Raw genomic sequence first — 21,772 nt, 5'->3', positions numbered from 1 at the left:
CCGATCGATTAACCGATGGAGGCCGTCGGCACGATTGCCGACACTGTTTGCGATCCCGAGGAGGGACCGTCGGTCACGAATTCCTCCGGTATGGGCTCGAGGTCGCGCCAGCTCTTGGCGTGTGCAGGATGCGCCGACAGGAGGGCTTTTGTGTACGGGTGCTGAGGCCTCAAAAAAACGTCGTCCGTTGTCCCTTCCTCGACGATCCGACCGTTGTACATGACGACCATTCGGTCTGACACTTCGCGCGCCACTGCCAAGTCATGAGTCACGAAGATCAGGCCCATGCCGGTCTCGGTCTGAAGTTTCTTGATCAACCGCAGGATTCCAGCTTGCACTGTTACGTCTAACGCGGTGGTGGGTTCATCGGCGATGAGAAGCTTGGGTTGCATCCCGACTGCCAACGCAATGCAGATGCGCTGACGCATGCCACCGGAGAACTGATGGGGATAGTCGTTGTATCGGCCTTCGGGATCACGGATACCGACCTGCAGCATCAATTCGATAGCGCGTTCTCTGGCGCGGCCGCGTTGATAGCCGAGACGCACCGTGAGAATCTCGCTCAATTGTGAGCCGACAGAGTAAACCGGATTGAGACCGTCGAGCGCATCCTGAAACACCATCGCGACACCGACGCCACGAATGTCACGGAAATCGTCCTCATTCCGGTCGACGATCTGCTTGCCATCGAACAAAATGCTGCCGCTGACCACTCCCGGCTCATCGACCAGACCAAGTATTGAGCGCCCGAGTACGGTTTTGCCCGAACCGCTCGCGCCCACGAGCGCGACGGACTCGCCCTGTGCGACCGAGAGCGAAACATCGTGTACCGCGGTGACAGAGCGGAATCGGGTCTCGAACGTCACGTTGAGATTGCTTATCTCGAGAAGGTTGGTCATTTGTTCGCCGCCTTACGAGCCTTCGGCTTGCGCGCGAAGAGGATGTTCTGGGTGGGATCTTCAACCGCGCGTAGCCAGTTGGACAGAATGCTGGCCGAAAGCGCGGTCAGCACGATGATCACGCCGGGGAACACTGCGACGAACCAGGCGGTCTTGAGGTAAGTCTTGCCGTCGGCGACCATCATGCCCCAGTCGACATCCGGGCGCTGGAGACCAATACCCAGGAAAGTCAGGCTTGATGCAGCAAGGATAACCATCGCGATCTCCAGCACTGCCAGGGTTCGGATCGTCGGAAAGACCAGCGGAGCGATCTCCTTGGTGATGATACGCCAATGTGAGGCGCCCATCGATCGCGCCACCTCCACGAAGGTGCGTTCCTTGATCTCCACAGTCTGAGCACGCGCGGTCCGCAGGTAGACCGGAATACGGGTGATGCCCAGCACGATGATGACGTTGAACACGCTCGGCTGCAGGATGAAGAGCACGACGAGCGCCAGTAGGATGGACGGAATGGTGTGGAGAATGTCGGCGATACGCAGCAACGCGTTGTCCACCCAACCTCCGAAATATCCTGCAATAAGCCCGATCGCATAGCCGATCGCCGAGGAGATGCCCACAGCGAAAAAGGCGATGACCATGGAGGTTTGAGCGCCCATTGCCAACTGCAGTAGGATAGGCCGACCGAGACTGTCAGCACCGAGGATAAATTCCCAGCCTTTGGCGAACTGGAACGGTGCGTAGAATCGAGACAGCAGGTCCTGCAAGTTGGCTTTCTCTGCCACCAACGCCGGCGCGAATACGGCGACGAGGATTATGAGCAGCAGCCAAATCGCAGAGGCGACCACCATCGGCGAAGCAGTGAACATCTGCCACCGTTCGCTTCGTTCGAACCAGGACAACTTCGTTGGCACAGTGGACTGAGACATGATTGCCTCGCCTTTCATGACAGGCGGACCCGCGGATCCACGACGACGTAGATCAGGTCGATGATGAGGTTGAGCAGGATCACCGCTACGCCGACGACGACGATGCACGCCTGCAGGACCGGGAAATCGCGAGCGAGAACTGCACCGATAATGGCCTTGCCGATCCCGGGGAATGCAAACACCACGCTAACGATGACGGCACCGTTGACCATGCTCGCAGCGATGTCTCCAGCCACTGCGATGATCGGCAGCGCCGCGTTACGCAAAGCGTGGCGATAAAGAATTCTGGTGGACCCGAACCCACGAGCTCGTGCGTTTCGCACGAAGCCTGAGCTTAGAACTTCGATCATGGCGCCACGCGTCACTTGTGTTAGCACACCAATCGGGCCAAGGCTTACGGTAGCTACGGGAAGAATCCAGGACTGCCAGTTCCCCGCGCCCGAGGTCGGGACGAGACGGTAAACGATTGCGAAGACGAGGATGCTCACGAGCGCAAACCAGAACGCGGGAATGCTGCCTGTAATGAGCGTAACGATGGTAATGACGCGATCGACAACACGGAAACGGAACGCCGCGGCAACAGTCCCGAGGATGACTGCAATGAGGACGGATACCGTCATCGCGATCAAGGTAAGCAGCAAGGTCGCCGGCATTTCGCTCAAAGCGGCTTGTAGCGCGGGGCGCTGCTGCCAAACGGACATGCCAAAGTCGCCCCGTACCGCATTGGTGAGGAACACCCAGAACTGCTCGATGAGTGGGCGGTCTAGGCCATAGGCGCGGCTGAAAGAATCCAGTTGTGCCTGCGTAGCGCCTTCGGGGAAGAACAGGTCGATGGGCGACCCGGTGAGCCTGGCCAAGAAGAAAACTAGGACGACCACTCCGAAGACGGTCAGCAGGCCGGACAAAAGGCGACCACGGATGAAGGCAAGCACGGCTTGTACTCCTGATTGGAGGGGTGCCCGGCTTACCGGACACCCAAGAGTCGAAGTGATCAGTCGCTGAAGGTGATGTCGGCGATCCGGATTTCGATGCCGGAAAGCGCGTTCGGCTCGTACTGGATACCTTCGCCGAGCATCATCAGGCGAACCTGCTCGGCGATACCGATCATGGTGCTTTCTTCGGTATACATGATGCGGGCGGCCTGCTGATACAGGCTCGCGCGTTCCTCGCCCTGCGCGGCGTCCGCGGCGAACACCAGACGGTCGATTTCGGGATTGCACGTCGCCGAATTTCGGCCTTCGCAGGTTGCATAGTTACCCGAGAAGCTGAAAGTCGCATCGCCTGAAGTGTTATCATGGGAAAGCATCACGATGCTGCCTTCCTGGTCTTCGGGGAATGGCTGCCGCAAGTAGGTGCGCCAAGCGGTGTTCTCGAGGCTGAGAATGCGCGGGTTCAAGCCGACCGCCTGAAGGTTCTGCGTGATTGCCTGAACGACTTCATCGGAACCGGGGAACAGGTCGGGGCGGGTGACGATGACGAATTCCTGGTCGACGGGCGCACCATCGGCCTTGGCAGCCTCAATCAATTCCTTCGCCTTTTCCGGATCGAACCGCAGGGCGTCAGTTTCATCGAAGCCTGGAATGTAGCCGTTCACCTGAGGCCCGAGCATCTGGTACCAGGGGTTGCCGCCGATACCCATCAGTGCGGTTACGATAGTGTCCCGGTCGATCGCATGGGAAACGGCCTGGCGTACGCGTGGATCCTTGAAGGGTTCCTTGAAGGAATTCGGGCGAGCGATGACAATGCGGTTGTCCTTGTAGGTGACAGTGCGGCCATCATCGGTCGCGTCCTGCGCGCTGATGGCGGTTGCTAGCTGCGCTTCACCCGTCTGGATCATGCCGGCGCGAACCGAAGCCTCTGCGCGATAGACGTAGGTGACGTCCTTTACCTCGGGAACCTCACCCCAGTAACCGTCGAATCGAGTGAGCTTCACGTGCTGGCCCTGGATGCGTTCAACATACTGATACGGACCGGTGCCGACCGGGTTGAGGGACTTTTCTGCGGTCTGCTGCGTCGCCAGGTTGCCGATGTCGGCGTACGAGAGGCGCAACGGCAGAATCGGATCGACCTTGGGAGTGGTAACGCGGAGCGTCAGTTCATCGACGGCTTCGGCTTTCACGGCTTCCGGAAACTGCGTGAGATTGAGACACGCGATCTCCTGACCGTCGATCGTTGCCCCCGGCTGGCTGCGGTTGATGTTTGCTGCAGCCACCTCGGCGGTGAATGGCGAGCCGTCGTGGAACTTCACGTCCGGACGCAACTTGAATTCCCACGTCAGGTCATCAATCTGCTCCCAAGACAGGGCCAACAAGGGCTCGAGCTTGCCATCCACGGGGCTCACATGGGTGAGCGACTCATAGATATTGCCACGAGCGATGTTGGCGTTTTGTGCCGGCTGCGTATCGCAGGCGTCGAGCGAGTCCAACTCGACCGCGAGCGCCACCGTGATACCACGATCGGTTGGGGCCGCCACGGCGGCTTGGGCGATGGCCGTTGTTATTAGGGCGGCCAAGCCTAGGGCCTTGAGCCCTGTAGATATTTTCATGTCGATCCTCCTCATCGAATTCCTGCTATCTGATGGTCAGCCGGCTGGCAGGAATGGCCAGGCTGACCGAAGTCGCTATGCGCGTGGCGTGAAGACGTCCTTCTCCGTCAGCGCGTTTAGCAAAGGTAGGCCAGCGCGATACCTACCGATGTTCTCCACGATCATGTCGATGGAGCGCTGCGTCCGATCAGGCAGCGCTGGCGTCATGTGCGGAGTAATGATCACATTCGGCGCATCCCAAATCGGGGCATCGGCCGGCAGCGGTTCCTTGGTGAAGACGTCGAGACCAGCACCGGCGATCTCGCCGGCTTCCAGTGCTGAAACCAGTGCCACTTCGTCGATCACTGGCCCGCGGGCCATGTTGATGATGAAGGCAGACCTGCGCATGCGCTTGAATTCACGCTCCGAGAACATGTGATAGGTCTCGTCGGTGAGCTGGGTCGCGAGCATGATGACGTCGGCCTGATCGATCAGCATATCGATGGTGTCGCCACGTTCGGCGCTTAACAGGACATCGACGTTTGGTTGATCGGGCTGGCTACTACGGGTGTATGCCACCACCTTCATGTGGAAAGCCTGGCCGAGAAGGGCCATTTCACGACCGGTGTGACCGAGCCCGACGATGCCCAGCGTCTTGCCGGCCAGACCGAGGCGATCGCCATAGTTGGGGATGCCGCGCCAGACATGGGCGGCCTGGTTGGCGAAGAGAGCTCGGCTGTCGAACGTCAATGCCAGCGCAAAGTAGAATCCGTGCTGCGCCAGAGCGGCCGCCGAGCGGCCCGCTGCGCCGGTTACCTTGATGCCTTTGCTGAAGACTTCCGGGCGAGCGGACTTGGTCAGGCCTGAATGGTTGCAATGTACCCACTTCAGTCTGGGAGCCGAGATATACCGATCATCGAGATCACCGGAAATTATGGCCACATCGACGGTCTCGAGTGCCTTTGCAATGGCACCGGCGTCGTTGGGCGCTGCATGGACGAACTCGGCAGGCGACACGGCGGCCTTAACCTGATCCACGAACTCGTCGGCGAAAGGCAGAGTGCACAGGACGCGGTCAATGGTGGGTGCGTTCATGTCATTCGTCCCCCTTGGAAAAGAACTTGGCTCGCTTGATGCGGGTCTGGACGTAGAGGCGCCCTTCGCCGCCCATCTCATCGCGTTCATCCATGGGCTTGGTCGGAACCGAGACATTTCCTGGGCTTGGGTGGTCGGCGACGAATTTCTCGTTAATGTCGCAGCCGAGACCCGGTGCATCGGGAACGGCCAGGAAGCCATTCTCTTGTTCCGGATGCGGCACTATTGTCTGACGACGGCCCGGCCAGTCGTCCTCCATGCGTTCCAGCATCAAGGCGTTGGGGATAGAGGCCATCAAATGCAGCGCCGCATACTCGGCGACAGGACCGAGTGAACCGGAATGGGGGGCCACCATGATGTGGTGGGCCTCTGCCATCGCGGCGATCTTCTTCATCTGCGTGATGCCGCCTGCCCGCCCCGCATCTGGCTGAATCACATCGACCAGATTCCGTTCGATCAGCTCACGCTCGCCGAAGATGCCCGTAACCCGTTCGCCTGCGGCAAGCGGAACGCTCGAGGCATCTCGAATACGCTGATAGCCTTCTATATTGTCGGGAGAGATGGGGTCTTCTAGCCAAAGAATGTTATATGGCTCAAGTGCCCGCGCGAGCTGGACGGCATCCTGGGGCGTCATCCATGGCGGACCATGCACATCTACCGCGATGTCGATATCGTCCCCCAGCAGATCGCGCATCTTGGCGACTTTGCGGACAGGGTCCAGCATGCCGTTGCCGCCGCTCGTCTTGATGGCCATGAAACCGCGTGCCTTGGCAGAAAGCGCAAATTCTTTGCTGTTGGCATGGGTATAGATCTGAACCTTGTCGCGCACCTTGCCGCCCAACAAATTCCAGATCGGTGTTCCCAGGGCCTTTCCCTTGATGTCCCACAGGGCAATATCGATCCCGGTAAGAGCACCACCCCCCACGGTTCCCAGCATGCCATGGCCCATCATGGCCACTTGTAGCTTCTGGGCAATCCGCTCGATATGTGTTGGGTCCTCACCAATAAGGAGAGTCGAAAGGTCCTCAATGGCCTTTTCGACCACCCGTGGCCAACCAGAACATTCACCGATGCCGACAATGCCGGCGTCGGTTTCAATCTTCACGAAAAGCCAGTTTCTGGTTCCAGGCAGTTTCGGAGTGCTACCGTCCGGGGCAGTAACCGGGTTTTTGCTGGGCTTGCCAGAGTTGGCAGGAGCCGCTTGCATTAAAAAGGTGCGTACGCCGGTTATCTTCATCTCAACTCGGGTATGGACGCGCGACGAACTCAGATTAGTTCTGGTTGCGGCGTCTTACCCACCTCCTTCGTTGTAGCCGCGGTCCTCCGCAGCGCTTCGCCTCGGCAGCACCATATTCGTGTGCTTCGGAAATTACAAGTATTTACCAATATGTACAGAAAACGGCAATTTGTTGGGGAGCTCCAGTTTATCGGGCGCTTACGTGTCAGGAGCGGACGGAATCAAAAAGGGGCCGGCTGCAGGTGCAGCCGGCCCCTGTGTCGAGGTAACGCCGTTATTCGTTGAACCGTACGTCCGAAATTCTCAGCTCGAACCCGGATAGAGGATTGGTTTCATAATGGATGCCTTCACCCAGTAGGATCAACCTAGCTTGCTCTGCGATGCCTATGGCGCCGAATTCTTCGGTGTACAAGATCCGTGCCGCATCCTGATACAACGACGCTCGTTCTTCCTCTTTGGCTTCCCCGGCGGCGAGCAGAAGTTCGTCAATTTTGGGATTACAGGTCGCAGAGGCAAAACCCTCACAAGATATGTACTTGGGGAAGCTAAAACTGGCATCGCCCGACTGATTGTCATGCGACACGACCAAGAGGCTTCCCGCCTGATCCGCAGGAAAGGGTTGGCGCTGATAGACCTGCCACACAGAGCCTTCGACGCTCAATATGTTGGGGCGCAAGCCTACTGCCTCAAGGTTCTGAGCAATTGCCTGAACGACCTCTTCGGAATTGGGAAACAATGTCGGCTGGGTGACGAGATTGAACTCAGTTTCGACCGGATGACCGTCGGCCTTCGCGGCTGCGATCAGCTCTTTTGCCAATTCCGGATTGTACGCCAAGGGCTGCTCGTCGAAGTCCGGAATATAGCCGTTCACCTGAGGACCTAGCATTTGGTACCAGGGGCTGCCGGTAAGGCCCATAAGAACGGGAACGATCGTTTCTCGATCAATAGCGAGTGAGACAGCTTGCCTCACGCGGGGGTCCATAAAAGGCTCCTTCTGAGATTGTGGCCGCAAGAAAGCTATACGATTTTCCTTATACGTGACGGTACGACCATCCTCGGTAGCATCTTGAACACTGATCGCGGTGCCAATTTGGGCCTCCCCAGTTGCGATCATCCCCGCGCGGACTGACGGCTCGGCACGGAATACATATGCAACGTCTTTGACTTCGGGAACCTCTCCCCAATAGCCGTCGAACCGAGTCAATCGCACGACATCGCCCTGGACGCGTTCAACGAAACTGTAAGGGCCTGTTCCCACTGGCGACTGCGTCTTGTCTGCACTTTGTTGCGTCGCGAGGCTGCCTACATCCGCGTAGTTGAGACGAAGCGGCAAAATGGGATCGGGCTGTTTTGTAGTGACGCGGACGGTAAGTTCATCCACTGCTTCCGCAATTACGGGATCTGGAAACTGGTCAACGTTCAGGCAGGTGAGCGCGACCCCATCAGCTTCAAAACCAAGTTGACTGCGGTTGATACTTGCTGCTGCTGCACTGGCATTGAAAGAGCTGCCATCATGGAACTTAACACCAGAGCGGAGCTTGAATTCCCAAACGAGATCAGACACCTGTTGCCATGACTCCGCCAAGTTCGGCTGGATGGTTCCATCGACTGGGCTTATTCGCGTGAGGGCCTCGTATACGTTGCCACGTAGAATATTCGCATTCTGCGCGGACTGGGTGTCGCATGTGTCCAGTGAGCCCAAGTCCGTCGGCAGCACCACTGTAATACTGCGGTCTGTCGGCGCCCCAAATGCCACCGATCCTAAACCTGACGTCAAAGCCGCGACTACAGCGGCCAATCTTAGAACAGATCTCATAGTTTCTCCTCCCTATGCCCTCCTACTCGTAGTCACGCTTGACCGGGGGGCGGGCCAAGTCGGACAGTTCACATAGGACGCTCGGCACTCACTTGCTTCCAATCACACGGACCGCGGTCACTGCCGAAGCGGCTGCACTTGTCATCAGGCAGAAGTCCGTCACGGTTGCGGTTTGGGTGCCATAATGGTCAGTCGGCTCCATTCTCGCGGGACAGTGGCGCCGGTCGCTCAACGGTGGATTCAATAGCCACATATCGCTCGGTTCGCGCCGACACCTCGAAGGCCTCAAGAACCTCAAGTACGTGCAGTGCCAACTCACCCGAGGCCCGATGCGCCCTATTCTCGGTTATTGCCAGTGCCATATCCGCGAGCCCGAGGGATCGGTAATTCCCATCTGTGTACGGCTCCTTTACCGGAACGATGTCCCACTCTGGCGCCCGTGGCGTGGCGATTTTGACCTCGCCGCCGAACTTGTTCGGGTCTGGCACAAGCAGGCTCGCGTCGGTTCCATAGATCTCTATCGGCGTGTGTGCATGCTTCGGCACGTCGAAGCTGATTGTGACCGTAACAAGCGCTCCATTTGCGAAGAGCAGGGTGCCCGTTGAGTGAGTGGCTACCTTCACGGGTATCATTTGCCCCAGTCTGGGTTCGGAACGAATGGGACGCTCTGAACGAGGCGTGGAATTGATACCCATGACACGAACGACCGGGCCCAGCAGGTTGACTAGGTCGGTTATGTAATACGGGCCCATGTCGAGCATCGGCCCTCCACCGTGGTCATAATAAAAGCCCGGGTTCGGGTGCCAGTACTCGTGACCAGGACTTGCACAGAAAGCCGTGCCACCTACGATTTGGCCCAATCTTCCGGAGTCGATAACCCTTCTAGCCGCCTGGTGACCTCCGCCCAGGAATGTATCTGGGGCGCATCCAACTCGAAGATGTCTCGCGTTTGCAGCAGAAAGCAGCTTTCTGCCCTCTTCAACGCTGATGCCCAGCGGCTTTTCGCTATAGACATGCTTGCCAGCCGCAAGGCTCTGCAGACCGACCTCGAGATGCGCTTTGGGGATTGTGAGGTTGAGGATGATCTCTATTTCGGGATCAGCGAAAACCTCGTCCATCGAAAGCTGCTTCACGCCAAATTCGGCGGACCGCTTGGCCGCCGCTTCGGGATATTTGTCGGCGATTCCACGGACAGAGATGACGTCGAAATTCTTCAGTGCTTTCAAATAGGCGGCGGAGATGTGCCCCGCACCCACGATGCCGATGCCTACCTGTCTAGTCATACGCCCATCCTTCAAGTTGAGTTGTCGCCAATCTCATCGGTCGTGCACTCGGGCTGGCGTTGAGCCAGTCGCGCGAACGTGCCGGTTCCCTCGTCAATTTGGCTTTGCCGCCCAATTGACTCCCCGGCGAATGATGGTCGACATGTATGGGTTCTCGAATTCCGTGACGCTATGGCCAAGGGTGCAATGGAACACCCGGCCGAGCCCATACAGGCGCTTCCAGACTACCGGCATCACCACGCCCTCGGTCCATGACGCATGTTCTCCCGAGAACGTGGTGGTCGCCAGGACATCCACGGAGGGATCCATGTGCATGTAGTACTGCTCTGACCGGTAAGGGAAATTCGGGGGCAGCCCCTGCATGATCGGGTCACTAGCCTTGGTGACGTCAACGGTGTAGTCGACGATGCCGCCGGGGTGAGCGACCCACTGTCCGCCAACTATGAATTGGTAGTTCACGGAATCCCTGAAAGCATCCGTCATCCCGCCATGGTGACCGCCAAGCCCGACACCTTTTTGGACCGCGTCTGCCAAGTTTTTGGCGGGCTCTTTCTCGATCGCGCTCATGGTAACTATCGGTACGATCAAGCTCAGGTCCACTAGTGCTGGGTCGGATAGCACCTGCGGGTCGGTTTCAACACGCACATCAAAGCCATCTTCCTCGAGCCAACTGCGGTAGATGGAGGCGCATTGTTCGGGATCGTGGCCCGGCCAACCACCCCAAAGTACTAGAGCACGCCGCATCGTCAGACCCTCTCACATTCAGAGCCCCCTCGGAGGGGGCGGATGGTTGGTGCGCAGGCAGTTCTCGTCCAACGAAGCTGCGCGGCAAAGAATCCGCTGGCCCGGCCAAAGCCAAAAGACCAAATTAGCCAAATATTCTTCTATCCTGACTACATTTGACAAATTGAGGTACGATCGTCAAGATATGTCCACTGGACAGCTTGAGGAGGATTTGTCTTGACCAATGTTTGCCCGTCACTCGCGGTGGAGACCCGAAGGTCCCCGAGCCGGAAATTTCTTTGGCGCAGCGTTGCGTCGGTGATCGCGCTTACGGTTCCGATTGGTGCGCTAGCTGTGGAGTTCACTGACGCGCCAGTCCTGCAGGAACTCGTCGCTGCTGGCTCATTGCCGCCCGTGGAAGAGAGGCTCCCGGCCAATCCAGAAGTAATCAACCCACTGGATGAATTGGGCTCATATGGTGGAACGCTTCGCTTCGGTCTTCGTGGAAGCTCCGACCATAATCACATACTGCGGATGGTCTCGAACCAGGGCCTTGTCCGTTGGAACCCAGATTTTTCTGGCATCGTACCTAATCTGGCAGAACGTTGGGAAGTCGACCCCGATGCCAAGGTTTTCACCTTCCACCTTCGTGCTGGCTTGAAGTGGTCCGACGGACAGCCCTTCACCGCCGACGACGTGATGTTCAACATGGAGGATCTCGTTCTTAACGACCAATTCGCCCCAACGCCTTCCCGGTATACGATAAGCGGGGAGCCTGTCGCAGTTGTGAAAGTCGATGATCTCACTGTCCGTTTTACGTTTGCCGCGCCTTATGGGGGATTCTTGAGCGAGTTGGCCGCGCCTCTCGGTCAGCACCCTGTGCTCTATGCCAAGCACTACTGCTCCCAATTTCATCCCGACTACAATGATGACATCGATGCCCTCGTTAAGGAGAACGGACTTACCGACTGGCAAGCCCTATTCCTTCAGAAGTGCGGTGACATCGAGATTCCTGCCCGCTGGGGTAATCCGGATCGGCCCACGATGGATCCTTGGGTGATCGCTACGCCTTACTCAGGCGGCTCGACGTCGGTCACGCTACAGCGAAATCCTTTCTTCTGGCAGGTGGATACGGAAGGCAAACAACTGCCGTACATCGACACCCTATCCGCCGATGTCGCGCAAGACGTCGAAAGCCTTCTGCTTTCTGTAATAGGTGGCAACATCGACTTCGCTCTTCGCCATATTGACGACACGGCCAATCGTCCACTCTTAGCCGAGAACCAAGAGGCCGGCGACTACCACTTGTTCGCCGCGGATCCACTCGGCGGTACGCACATGCTCCTGCAGCTCAATCTTACTCACAAGAACCCGGAGCTGCGTGAACTGTTCAACGAGAAGAACTTCCGAGTAGCCCTGTCGTTGGGCATCGATCGGCAAACAATCATCGACACGGTGTTGCTCGGCGCCAGTGAACCCTGGCAGCAAGGCGACTTCGAAGGCTCCGACTACTATCACGAACAGCTGTCCACCCAGTATCTTCAGTATGACCCCGCGCAGGCCAATGCACTTCTGGACAGCCTGGGTCTAACCCGTGGTGCCGACGGGATGCGAAACTTGCCAAGTGGCAGACCGCTTAGGTTGCAGGTAGACGTCATTCCGACCAACGTTCCGGATCACGTCGATCAGCTTGAATTGATTTCTCAACAATGGGCCGAACTTGGGGTCGATCTCAGCATCAATTCGATTGAACGAACGTTCTTTTTCGAACGAGCTGTAACCAACTACGACCACGACATGGCTGTTTGGCGCGCGGCAGGAACGAATCTAGTCAGCACCCCGGAATACCTGGCACCTGTTCTTCCTGGTCCACTTTGGGCTGTGCCTTGGGGGCAGTGGTACACTACGGGCGGTGCCGAAGGCGAAGAGCCGCCAGAGTCGATCAAGCAAAGGATGCAGCTTTGGGACGACATCCGTAGCACGGCCGACGATGCAGAGCGGGTTCGGCTATTTGCCGAACTATCCCAAGCTGCTGCTGACGAGTTCGAAGTGATTGGCGTTTCCAAAGCTATGGTCAGCTACGGCATCGTGAAGAACAACTTGATCAACGTTCCAGAGACCATGCCGAGTTCGTTTATCTGGGCAACGCCTGGACCTGCGCTTCCGCAGACCTGGTTTTTCAAACCGTAGCCTTGAAGCGGCGAGTGAGGGTTTCTGCCTCGCTCGCCCTATCCTCGGGGCTAACCGGCAGTCGGCCTTGAGGAGTGGGATCTGGCGATCCAGTTCGTCACCGGACGCATCGGTCTCGGTTCGGATAAAGCGGCAGGCGAACCGCGCCAATTGGCGAAGGGGGCGAAAGTTGCCCTGTGCACCCGCATGACATCGTGCGCAAGTCCAAGCCACATAACGGCGTTCTTCACTTGGCGGACACGAACAGCGCGAGTCCATGCAAGCCAAGGGATATCGAGACCGCCACCGCCACCGATGGAAGCATGGCGGTCGCCATCGCTATCGGACCGATGGCCCCTGCCGCGAGGACAGCAAGCGCCATCCCATTCAAGAATTGTGCTGCTGTTCGTTTCACTTCGCGGCTCATGGCGTCTCCTCCGGCTGTCCAAAAAGGATAACCTGGTTGGCGGCGCGGGGGATTTCGCGGATAAGTCCACCTACGAGGGAAGCATGAAAGCCACGGTTGATCGCCTGAGTGCCGAACTGACGAACCGCTATGTTCTTTATCTCGAGACGTTTCTGATCGACCTTTGGAGCGAAGCAGGCAAGATCGAGTTCCGATGTGGCTTCACCTTGCGCTCCGACCATCAGCTCCGCCAGTTTACGCTCAAAGTGCCGGCCCTAGCCAGTGACACCGACGGCGAGCGCGACTTGATCATCGTGATTATCTTTGAGCAGATCGAAGACATGATCGATCAAGCCATTGCCGAACGGCGCGCAGCTACCAACTAATCACTCGCGATATGTGGTGCTGGCTCAGAGGCGCCATGGATCAATTCACGCCACAGCTTTGGCCGTAGATTAAGAACTCGTAAACCATCCACGCCGAGCCCTGTGGATCGCGGGACGCAGTGTTCGAGTGACTCGCCCATTGCTCGCTATATTGCCTTGGGTCCGAGCTTCTTCTGTCGCGCAGAGGCCGCAAAACCGGATCCCTGCGCAGCCCAAGATGCTGCAGGTGACAGGGAGGGCATCGTTCCTGCGGCGGAAACGCTGCTCTCCCGCGCCCCTATTCTTTCGGCTGAGTCTTGCGCTATGATGTGCCATGAGCCGCGTTCCTAACTGTCCACCGAAGCCAGTTTGCGCCCGCCTGGAAGCGACGGCGCTTGGCCTGACGCTTGTGGTTGACACACCCATTCAAAGCAATTCGGCAAGATGGCTGTTGGACGACATCAACCGGCAGGTGGACGAACTCGAGGCGCGGGAGCGCAAAGGTCAAACAAAATAGCTCAATGGCTCGAATCCAGGCTACCCCACTGCGGGCCACACACAATATAACCCGCGAGACGCGACTGGCGGTTTTGAGTTACCGACAGTCGGCTAGCCACCTGCCCGACAGCACCTGTCCCTTGCGTTTAGATTCATGCAAGTGCTCGGTCCCCCCGCGCAGCTCACGGAGCGATTCGTGAACATCAACCATACGTTGACCTGCACCACGTGCGACGGGGATGCAGACGTTCGCTTTGGCCTGTCGAACCGAAGTGTTCAACCGCTTCGCTTTCCCTGTCCACATTGTGGTTCAAGGATCGATGTGACCTTAGAGCTCGGACAAGGCTTCACGTATGACGGAGCAGCGTTGATCGACGAACGGCAGCCCAAAGCCGCCTTTGATAATACGAACCCTTTTGTAGACCTGCACCTGGACTTCCCTGTCTGGCCAGACAAATACGTACCGGGTAACACGCCATTCATGATCGCCGTCTCAAAGGTGAAAGCTGGAACACCAGAGGAGAAAGTCGTCCTTCTGCAACGTCACGGCCACCGCGTGGCGCAATTGGATGCACTGGCGGAATCGAGCGGGGCAATACATCAAGTCATCCGGCTATACCACGGTCGCAACAAGCAGCTCTTCGTCCAACAGGCATCAAGCTTCCTGAAAGAGAAACCACAAACTTCACTTCTTGGCCAAGACCTAAATGCCCTGCTCTATCGCTTCGTATCCAGCGTGTTTGAACCATTCGTGGACATGAACCTGGTTCGACAGCAGGTTGACGGTTTTTTCCGCATCGTCGTCGAATTGGCAGGCAAAGACAGGAACGCTTTCGACGAAATGATGCAGCGCTTTGAGGACACAGGGTTCCTGAAGAACCTACAGAAAGATTGTCTCGATCTTTATCCCGAAATCTTCAATGCAGAACTCGCCCTCCGCGCCGCTTTCTTCCTCGACGTGACCGACGACCAGGGCCGCGGCGTGTCCGCCCGCATATCAACCGCGGACTTCAAATCCTACAAGGACCTCTACAAGGACATCGCTGAGGTATTCGGCAGGCAGCTCATTCTGGTGGCTGCCATCAATAACTTCCAGAAGCGCGGCAAGGCTGACGTGTTTCTCAAGCCCAAGGATGGCAATGCCCTCAGCTCGCTAGATAAGTTTGCGGAGAAGACGTTGTCTGAGAGGTTCAAATATCTAGACGAATGTTGGTATCCCGTTGACGGCGACGCCATCAATAGCGGCGTCCGCAACGCCATCGCGCACTTCCTCACCGAGTACGATGATCTGGCCCAGGAGATTACGTATTTCCCGGAGAAGGAGGGCATTCGCCAGGAGCGTGGAGAAACAATAAGCCTGATCGATTTCATGCGGATGATCTTGCTCCTTTTCCGCCAGTTGCACTCGCTCCACCACTTGATCAAGGCGCTGCTGTACTACGATCTCCTTATTCGCAAGAAGGAGTAGGCGAAGGTCCGCTTTCATGCATTCGTGAAGCATCGTCATTGGCAGAGATGGGGTCGGAAGAGGCCGTCTGCTTCGTCATTAATGATCGGAGATGATAAGCCGTAAGCGAAAAGGCCGGACCCGGCACGGTGGCGCCAGGTGACATTTTCTGTACAACCTTTCTGTACAACTCGCGTCGGCAAACAGGATGGAAACTCGGGCATCTCAGTGTTTCTGGAGATGTTGAGAGGAAGTGGCGGAGAGAGAGGGATTCGAACCCCCGATGGAGTTGCCCCCATGCCGCATTTCGAGTGCGGTGCATTCAACCACTCTGCCATCTCTCCGCGAGATCGTCAGCGGCCCCTAAGGGCGCCCGGTCGACACGGGCGGGCTTATGGCATAGCAAAGCGGCGCCCGCAACAGTCTTGTCGCGGTTGTGCATGAGGTTGGCCGTGCCCGCTATGGCGTTGTTTGTCTATGGAACCCTGCAGGACGCCGATGTGCTGGCTGCCGTGCTCGGCCGCCCGGTTGATATCGCCGCGCTACGCCCCGCCAGCGCCCCCGATTTCAAGGCCGTCGCCTATCCCGGCCGGGTCTATCCCGCTCTGGTCCCCTGCCCCGGCACAACCGCTCCCGGCCTGCTGATTGGCGGCCTCGATCCCCTCGACCTGGCCGTGCTCGACGCCTTCGAGGGCGAGGAATATCGCCGCACGACCATCACCATTGTGCTGGATGAAAACACTATCCAGGCCCAGGCCTATCTGCCCGCAATCCCCATTCCCGCCACCGCACCCGCCTGGTCGCTACACCATTGGTCCACCGCCCACAAACCCCAGGTGATTGCCGGCGAGACCAGTACGGCGCAAAGTTTACGCAGGCGCCTCAGCGCTTTGCTGCCGGGCAAAGCCAGCTAGCTCACAATTGTGTGGCTAGCGAACCCGATGCCTGCGCTTTACGTTGCCTCAACAGCAACAGCGGGATGGAGTTCGAAATGAAGCGTCGTGATCTGGTTGCCGGCATGGCAATCTTGCCGCTCATGCCCTGGGGCGTGACTACGGCTTTCGCGCAAGACAATGGAGCAGGCATGAACGGCGACACCATCCAGACCAGCGCGGGCGATCTCGTCATCCACCCGGTGGACCACGCCAGCCTGGTGCTGGTCCATGGCGACCAGGCGATCTATGTCGACCCCGTCGGCGGCGCCGCCCGCTATGAAGGCCTGCCCGCCCCCACCGCCATTCTGATCACCCACGGCCATGGCGATCATTTCGACATACCCACGCTCGAAGCCATCGCCGCCGACGTGCCGCTTTTGACCAATCAGGACGTCTTCGACAAACTCCCCGAAGCGCTCAAGGCCAATGCCACCCCTATCGCCAACGGCGCCGAAACCACTTTCGCCGGCCTGCCCCTCAAGGCGATCCCCGCTCACAATACAACCGCCGAGCGGATGAATTACCACCCCGTGGGCGTCGGCAATGGCTATCTGCTGACCTTCGGCGACAAGCTCGTCTACGTTGCCGGCGACACCGAACCCACCCCCGAAATGCTGGCGCTGTCCGGCATTGCCGTGGCCTTCCTGCCCATGAACCTGCCCTATACGATGACGGTGGACCAGGCCGCCGAGGCCGTAAACGCCTTCAAGCCTTCCATCGTCTATCCCTATCACTACAATGACAGCGACCTCGACGCCTTCGAGGCCGGCGTTACGGCTGAGGGCGTGGAGGTCCGCCGCCGCGACTGGTACGCCAAAAGCGCTTGAGGCAAGCGGCAAAGCCTGACGAGACGCCTTGACTCTTGGGGCTTTTGCCCCGATAAGCGCCCCCGGAATGCGTGCCGGCTCGTCTGGCGCGCCTCTCTTTATTGAAAAACGCTGCTTGAGGCTGCCTGCCGGTTTACTGCCGGCCCAGTTTGAAGTCCGCAGGACAAGGCTTTCCCTGCGGCGCCGCAAAGCGCGACAGAAAGGGACCAGGCGTTTGACGCTCCTGGTTGAAGAATGACTTTTGCCGTGATCAAAACCGGTGGCAAGCAGTACAAGGTTGCCGCCAACGACGTTCTCAAGATTGAAAAGCTCGACGCCGAAGCCGGCACCATCGTGACCTTCGACCAGGTCCTGATGATTGATGGCGAAGTCGGCGCTCCCCTGATCGAAGGCGCGCTTGTCGCTGCCGAACTGCTTGAAACCCGCAAGCAGAAGACGGTCATCATCTTCAAGAAGAACCGTCGCCACAATTACCGCCGCCGCAATGGCCACCGCCAGCTGCTCTCGACCGTGCGCATCACCGAAATCCTGACCGGCGGCGCCAAGCCGACCATCAAGGCTGCCGGTGTCGCTGCCAAGACCGATAGCGTCGCTGCCGAAAAGCCGGCCAAGGCCGCCGCCAAGACTGCAGCCCCCAAGGCCGCGGCTCCCAAGGCTGAAGCCGAAGCCAAGGCACCGGCCGCCAAGAAGGCTGCCAAGCCTGCTGCCGATTTCACCGACGACATCAAGCTGATTGGTGGCGTGGGCCCCGCGCTGGAAAAGAAGCTGAATGCCGCTGGCATCACCAGCCTCACCCAGATCGCTGCCTGGAAGAAGGCCGACGTCGCCAAGTTCGACGAAGAGCTGGAATTCCACGGCCGCATCGAGCGCGACGAATGGGTTGCCCAGGCCAAGGATCTGGTTGCCGGCAAGCCGCCGCGCGCCAAGATCGACCAGGAAGCCGTGGCCGACAAGGCCGAAGACAAGACGAAGTAAGGATACCTCACCATGGCACACAAAAAAGCAGGCGGTTCATCCCGCAACGGTCGTGATACCGCTGGCCGTCGTCTTGGCGTCAAGAAGTTTGGCGGCGAAGACGTGATCGCTGGCAACATCCTGATCCGTCAGCGCGGCACCAAGTGGCATCCCGGCACCGGCGTTGGCCTGGGCAAGGACCACACCATCTATGCACTGGTCGACGGCAAGGTTGCGTTCCGCACCCGTGCGAAATCGCAAGTTTTCGTCTCCGTCGAGCCGGCAGAGGCCGCCGAATAATCCGGCAGGTCTTGTGAACCCAGCCGGTGACCAGTTCCCCGGCTCGTGTTCCTGACGAGCGAAGTTTCAAGGGGAACCGGTGCGCCGGTTCCCCTTTTCGTTTCCATCAGAGAGCACCAAAATGCACGCCATCCGCACCCAAGCCGTTCTAGTCGCCGTACGAGCCCGCAAAGCCGCCCGTGGCATTGGCCTCTTGTGTCGGGACGGTGCGAGATGACGCCCATTGCAACCGAACGGTTGATCCTGCGCGAGCCAAGTCTTGCCGATGCGCCCTGCTATGCCCTGGGCGTGGGCGAATATGATGTGGCCCGCTTCCTCACCCCCGTGCCCTATCCCTATACTTTGGGCATGGCGATCGATTGGCTGCGCCGGACCGAACCGGCCACCCCCGAGCGCTCCACCTTGATCATCGAATTGCCCGGCAAGGGCCTGATCGGCTGCGTCTCCCTGGTCGGCGAACTCGGCTTCTGGATTGCCCGCCCGCACTGGAACCGCGGCTATGGTACCGAAGCCGCGCGAGCCCTGCTCGATTGGCACTTTGCCGGCACCGACGCGCAGGCCGTGACCTCCAGCGCCCATCACAACAATGCTGCCTCACTCAGCGTGCAGAAAAAGCTGGGCTTTGTGCCCACCGGCACCGAACCACGATTTTCCCAGACCCTGCAGCGCGATGTGGATCACGTGGTAACACAGCTGACACGGCAGGCCTGGACTGGGGGGAAGCGATGATTGACACGTTTAAGCAGGCTTTGCCCGCAACGATCGCAACCGATCGTCTGTTGCTGACTACGCCCGTTCTGGCCCATGTGCCCGAAATGGCCGTGCTGGCCAATAACCAGCGCATCTATCAGGTTCTATCGCGCCTGCCGCACCCCTATGACGAAAGTCATGGGCGCTTTTTCGTCGAGACCATTGCCCGCGGTCCCGAAGAATTCGCCTGGTCCATTCTGCGCGAGGGCGCCTATATCGGCACGATTGGCCTGCATCTGCTGCCCGACAGACTGCCCGAGCTTGGCTATTGGCTGGGTGAACCATTCTGGGGGCAAGGCTATGCCACCGAAGCCGCCCTTGCCGTTGTGGCCGCGGCCAAGGCGACGGGTCTGGTGCCCGCCTTGCGCTCACGCGCTCTGCTCGACAATGCCGGCTCACGCAGGGTCCTGGCGAAAGCCGGCTTTGTCCAAACCGGGGAAGGTCTCGACCCCGACGGCACGCTCAAGGGCGAGCGCATGGCCCTGGTTGAGTTGGAGTTCGCGTCATGACCGCAATGCGCAGCGCCCTGCCCGACCTCATCCGCACCGAGCGGCTGACTTTGCGCGCCCCGGCCATCACCGATCTGCCTGATCTCGTCGCGCTGGCCAATAATTGGCAGGTCGTCGAGCCGACCGCCGTCATGCCCTTTCCCTATTCCGAGGATGACGGCCGCGCTTTCCTCGCAACGATCGGTGATGCCGACACGCCCCGCGCCTATGCCATTGCCAATGGCGATGACCGGTTGATGGGCGTGGTCAGCCTCAAATTCGCCCAAGGCAAATCGCCCGAGCTGGGCTATTGGCTGGGCCAACCTTATTGGGGCAAGGGCTATGCTCCCGAGGCAGCGACCGGTCTTGTGCAGGCAGCGAGCGTGTCCGGCATTGCCGAGATCAATGCCAGGGTGCTGCAAAGCAATGCCGCCTCGATCCGCGTGCTGCAAAAAGCCGGCTTCACCATCGTCGAGCACACCCATAGCGTGGTCGAGCGCCATCGCGGCAAGCCCCTGCTGATCATGGCCTGGAGGGCACAATGATCCCGCGGCTTTATTCATCGCGCTTCGTGCTGCGCCAACCCGAAATGGGCGACGCCGAAGATATCGCGCGCTATCTCAATGATTTCGACGTGGCGGGCAATCTGGCGCGCGTGCCCTTTCCCTATCGCCTCTCCGATGCCAGGGCCTGGCTGCGCACCCGCACGCCCAATCTGCCGGTCGGGGAAACCAATTTCACCATCGAATTGCCCGGCGAAGGTTTTGCCGGCCATGTCGGGTTTCATCGCGGCCCCAAGGGACCTATATTTGGCTATTGGCTGGGCCGGCCCTTCTGGAACCGCGGCATCATGACCGAAGCGGCAACAGCCAGTCTCGACTGGTTTTTCGCCACCACCAACGCGCCGGTGATTTATTCGGGCGTTTTCTATTTCAATGCGGCCTCTTTGGCAGTCCAGCACAAGCTTGGATTTACCGAAACCGGCCGCTCAAGCCTGCTCTGCCTTGCGCGCGGCGCCGAGGTAGAGCATATCGACACAGAATTGACGCAGAGCGTCTGGAAGGCCCGTACACCATGAAATTCCTCGATCAGGCCAAGATCTTTGTGCGCTCCGGCGATGGCGGGGCCGGCTCCGTGTCGTTCCTGCGCGAAAAGTTTGTCGAATTCGGCGGCCCCAATGGCGGCAATGGCGGGCGCGGCGGCGACGTCGTGGTCGAATGCGTCGATGGGCTCAATACCCTGATCGACTATCGCTATCAGCAGCATTTCAAGGCCAGCACCGGCACCCATGGCATGGGCAAGAACCGCACCGGCGCCGATGGCGAACATACCATTCTGCGCGTGCCCGTGGGCACCCAGGTGTTTGAAGACGACAATGAAACCCTCATTGCCGATCTGACCGAAGTCGGCCAGCGCATCGTGCTGCTTTCGGGCGGCAATGGTGGCTTCGGCAATGCCCATTTCAAGACCAGCTCCAATCAGGCCCCCCGCCATGCCAATCCGGGCCAGGTGGGCGTCGAAAAATGGATCTGGCTGCGCCTCAAGCTGATCGCTGACGCGGGTCTGGTCGGCCTGCCCAATGCCGGCAAATCGACATTCCTCGCCGCCGTTTCGGCCGCCAAGCCCAAGATTGCCGGCTATCCCTTCACCACACTCCATCCCAATCTGGGCGTGGTTTCGATCGGCGAGCGCGATTTCGTGTTGGCCGACCTGCCCGGCCTGATCGAGGGCGCCAGCGAAGGCGCCGGCATTGGCGACCGGTTCCTCGGTCATGTCGAGCGCTGCGGTGTGCTGATCCATCTCATCGATGGCACCCAGGACGATATCAAGGGCGCCTACAAGACCATTCGCGGCGAGCTGACCGCCTATGACGAGCGCCTGGGCGAAAAGCCCGAACTGGTTGTGCTCAACAAGATCGATGCCATCGATCCTGACGAGCTGAAGGAAAAGGTGAAGGTTCTGAAAAAGGCCAGCAAGGCCGATGTGCTGCTGGTCTCGGGCGTCACCGGCAAGGGTGTCGATCAGGTGCTCTACGATATTGTCGGCGTTCTCGATGCCGAGAAGGCTGCCAAGGTCGAAGCCGCCCGCCGCAAGATCGAACCCAATTGGGTTCCCTGACAATCCGGATCG

The 21,772-nt window shown here is 58.9% G+C and carries 22 protein-coding genes and 1 tRNA gene; 12 read left to right on the top strand and 11 right to left on the bottom strand.

From position 1 onward, the window contains the following. Positions 1–8: 8 nt before the first annotated feature. From ACI3KW_RS11905 to ACI3KW_RS11865, 9 genes are all read right to left on the bottom strand, one after another. A complete protein-coding gene (locus ACI3KW_RS11905; protein ID WP_404848246.1) occupies positions 9–899 on the bottom strand; it encodes an ABC transporter ATP-binding protein in 891 nt (296 codons plus the stop codon). Then, complete coding sequence (locus ACI3KW_RS11900) at positions 896–1,825, bottom strand: ABC transporter permease (RefSeq protein WP_404848245.1); 930 nt, start codon at positions 1,823–1,825, stop codon at positions 896–898. The genes ACI3KW_RS11905 and ACI3KW_RS11900 overlap by 4 nt, the downstream gene beginning before the upstream one ends. A gap of 14 nt (positions 1,826–1,839) precedes the next feature. Next, the gene (locus tag ACI3KW_RS11895; RefSeq protein WP_404848244.1) at positions 1,840–2,757 is read right to left on the bottom strand and encodes an ABC transporter permease; all 918 of its coding nucleotides are present in this window, start codon (positions 2,755–2,757) and stop codon (positions 1,840–1,842) included. A 59-nt stretch (positions 2,758–2,816) separates the two neighbouring features. Beyond that, on the bottom strand, positions 2,817–4,370 hold the full coding sequence (locus tag ACI3KW_RS11890; protein ID WP_404848243.1) for an ABC transporter substrate-binding protein: 1,554 nt from the start codon (positions 4,368–4,370) through the stop codon (positions 2,817–2,819). Between the two features lie 75 nt (positions 4,371–4,445). Next, positions 4,446–5,444, bottom strand: a complete 999-nt coding sequence (locus ACI3KW_RS11885; RefSeq protein WP_404848242.1) for a D-2-hydroxyacid dehydrogenase — start codon at positions 5,442–5,444, stop codon at positions 4,446–4,448. 1 nt (position 5,445) lies between these two features. Next, positions 5,446–6,681 carry a mandelate racemase/muconate lactonizing enzyme family protein gene (locus tag ACI3KW_RS11880; protein ID WP_404848241.1) on the bottom strand — a complete coding sequence of 412 codons (1,236 nt, stop codon included), beginning with the start codon at positions 6,679–6,681 and terminating at the stop codon, positions 5,446–5,448. 274 nt (positions 6,682–6,955) lie between these two features. Next, positions 6,956–8,497, bottom strand: a complete 1,542-nt coding sequence (locus ACI3KW_RS11875; RefSeq protein WP_404848240.1) for an ABC transporter substrate-binding protein — start codon at positions 8,495–8,497, stop codon at positions 6,956–6,958. Between the two features lie 188 nt (positions 8,498–8,685). Further along, complete coding sequence (locus ACI3KW_RS11870) at positions 8,686–9,780, bottom strand: Gfo/Idh/MocA family protein (RefSeq protein WP_404848239.1); 1,095 nt, start codon at positions 9,778–9,780, stop codon at positions 8,686–8,688. A 93-nt stretch (positions 9,781–9,873) separates the two neighbouring features. Then, positions 9,874–10,524 carry a ThuA domain-containing protein gene (locus tag ACI3KW_RS11865; RefSeq protein ID WP_404848238.1) on the bottom strand — a complete coding sequence of 217 codons (651 nt, stop codon included), beginning with the start codon at positions 10,522–10,524 and terminating at the stop codon, positions 9,874–9,876. A gap of 216 nt (positions 10,525–10,740) precedes the next feature. Between ACI3KW_RS11865 and ACI3KW_RS11860 the strand changes: the two genes are divergently transcribed. Then, positions 10,741–12,693, top strand: a complete 1,953-nt coding sequence (locus ACI3KW_RS11860) for an ABC transporter substrate-binding protein (protein WP_404848237.1) — start codon at positions 10,741–10,743, stop codon at positions 12,691–12,693. 226 nt (positions 12,694–12,919) lie between these two features. Here ACI3KW_RS11860 and ACI3KW_RS11855 read toward each other — a convergent pair whose 3' ends face one another. Next, positions 12,920–13,099 (bottom strand): hypothetical protein, encoded by a 180-nt coding sequence (locus ACI3KW_RS11855; protein ID WP_404848236.1) that lies wholly within the window; start codon positions 13,097–13,099, stop codon positions 12,920–12,922. An 83-nt stretch (positions 13,100–13,182) separates the two neighbouring features. On the opposite strand from ACI3KW_RS11855, the gene ACI3KW_RS11850 reads away from it, so the two are divergent. Then, on the top strand, positions 13,183–13,464 hold the full coding sequence (locus ACI3KW_RS11850; RefSeq protein ID WP_404848235.1) for a hypothetical protein: 282 nt from the start codon (positions 13,183–13,185) through the stop codon (positions 13,462–13,464). A 673-nt stretch (positions 13,465–14,137) separates the two neighbouring features. Then, a complete protein-coding gene (locus ACI3KW_RS11845) occupies positions 14,138–15,409 on the top strand; it encodes a hypothetical protein (RefSeq protein ID WP_404848234.1) in 1,272 nt (423 codons plus the stop codon). Between the two features lie 233 nt (positions 15,410–15,642). Here the strand turns inward: ACI3KW_RS11845 and ACI3KW_RS11840 are convergent. After that, positions 15,643–15,732, bottom strand: a tRNA-Ser gene (locus tag ACI3KW_RS11840). Between the two features lie 117 nt (positions 15,733–15,849). Here ACI3KW_RS11840 and ACI3KW_RS11835 point away from each other — a divergent pair. From ACI3KW_RS11835 to obgE, 9 genes are all read left to right on the top strand, one after another. Beyond that, complete coding sequence (locus ACI3KW_RS11835) at positions 15,850–16,302, top strand: gamma-glutamylcyclotransferase family protein (RefSeq protein ID WP_404848337.1); 453 nt, start codon at positions 15,850–15,852, stop codon at positions 16,300–16,302. Between the two features lie 77 nt (positions 16,303–16,379). Beyond that, the gene (locus ACI3KW_RS11830) at positions 16,380–17,150 is read left to right on the top strand and encodes an MBL fold metallo-hydrolase (RefSeq protein WP_404848233.1); all 771 of its coding nucleotides are present in this window, start codon (positions 16,380–16,382) and stop codon (positions 17,148–17,150) included. A 234-nt stretch (positions 17,151–17,384) separates the two neighbouring features. Beyond that, positions 17,385–18,125, top strand: a complete 741-nt coding sequence (locus tag ACI3KW_RS11825) for a 50S ribosomal protein L21 (protein WP_404848232.1) — start codon at positions 17,385–17,387, stop codon at positions 18,123–18,125. A gap of 12 nt (positions 18,126–18,137) precedes the next feature. After that, on the top strand, positions 18,138–18,404 hold the full coding sequence (gene rpmA / locus ACI3KW_RS11820; RefSeq protein ID WP_113119972.1) for a 50S ribosomal protein L27: 267 nt from the start codon (positions 18,138–18,140) through the stop codon (positions 18,402–18,404). Between the two features lie 213 nt (positions 18,405–18,617). Further along, the gene (locus ACI3KW_RS11815) at positions 18,618–19,133 is read left to right on the top strand and encodes a GNAT family N-acetyltransferase (protein ID WP_113119973.1); all 516 of its coding nucleotides are present in this window, start codon (positions 18,618–18,620) and stop codon (positions 19,131–19,133) included. Then, positions 19,130–19,663 (top strand): GNAT family N-acetyltransferase; N-acetyltransferase, encoded by a 534-nt coding sequence (locus ACI3KW_RS11810; RefSeq protein WP_404848231.1) that lies wholly within the window; start codon positions 19,130–19,132, stop codon positions 19,661–19,663. The genes ACI3KW_RS11815 and ACI3KW_RS11810 overlap by 4 nt, the downstream gene beginning before the upstream one ends. After that, positions 19,660–20,187, top strand: coding sequence for a GNAT family N-acetyltransferase; N-acetyltransferase (locus tag ACI3KW_RS11805; protein WP_404848230.1), 528 nt, complete (start codon positions 19,660–19,662; stop codon positions 20,185–20,187). Before ACI3KW_RS11810 ends, ACI3KW_RS11805 begins: the two co-directional genes overlap by 4 nt. Continuing rightward, a complete protein-coding gene (locus ACI3KW_RS11800) occupies positions 20,184–20,720 on the top strand; it encodes a GNAT family N-acetyltransferase (protein WP_113119976.1) in 537 nt (178 codons plus the stop codon). Before ACI3KW_RS11805 ends, ACI3KW_RS11800 begins: the two co-directional genes overlap by 4 nt. Then, positions 20,717–21,760: a GTPase ObgE gene (gene obgE, locus ACI3KW_RS11795; protein ID WP_113119977.1), complete on the top strand. Its 1,044-nt coding sequence runs from the start codon at positions 20,717–20,719 to the stop codon at positions 21,758–21,760. Before ACI3KW_RS11800 ends, obgE begins: the two co-directional genes overlap by 4 nt. Positions 21,761–21,772 lie beyond the last annotated feature (12 nt).

It is taken from the genome of Devosia sp. ZW T5_3 (assembly GCF_044987315.1).
Classification (GTDB): domain Bacteria; phylum Pseudomonadota; class Alphaproteobacteria; order Rhizobiales; family Devosiaceae; genus Devosia.
The sequence above is the reverse complement of the archived record's forward strand: the minus strand, read 5'-3'. Positions and strand labels throughout refer to the sequence as shown.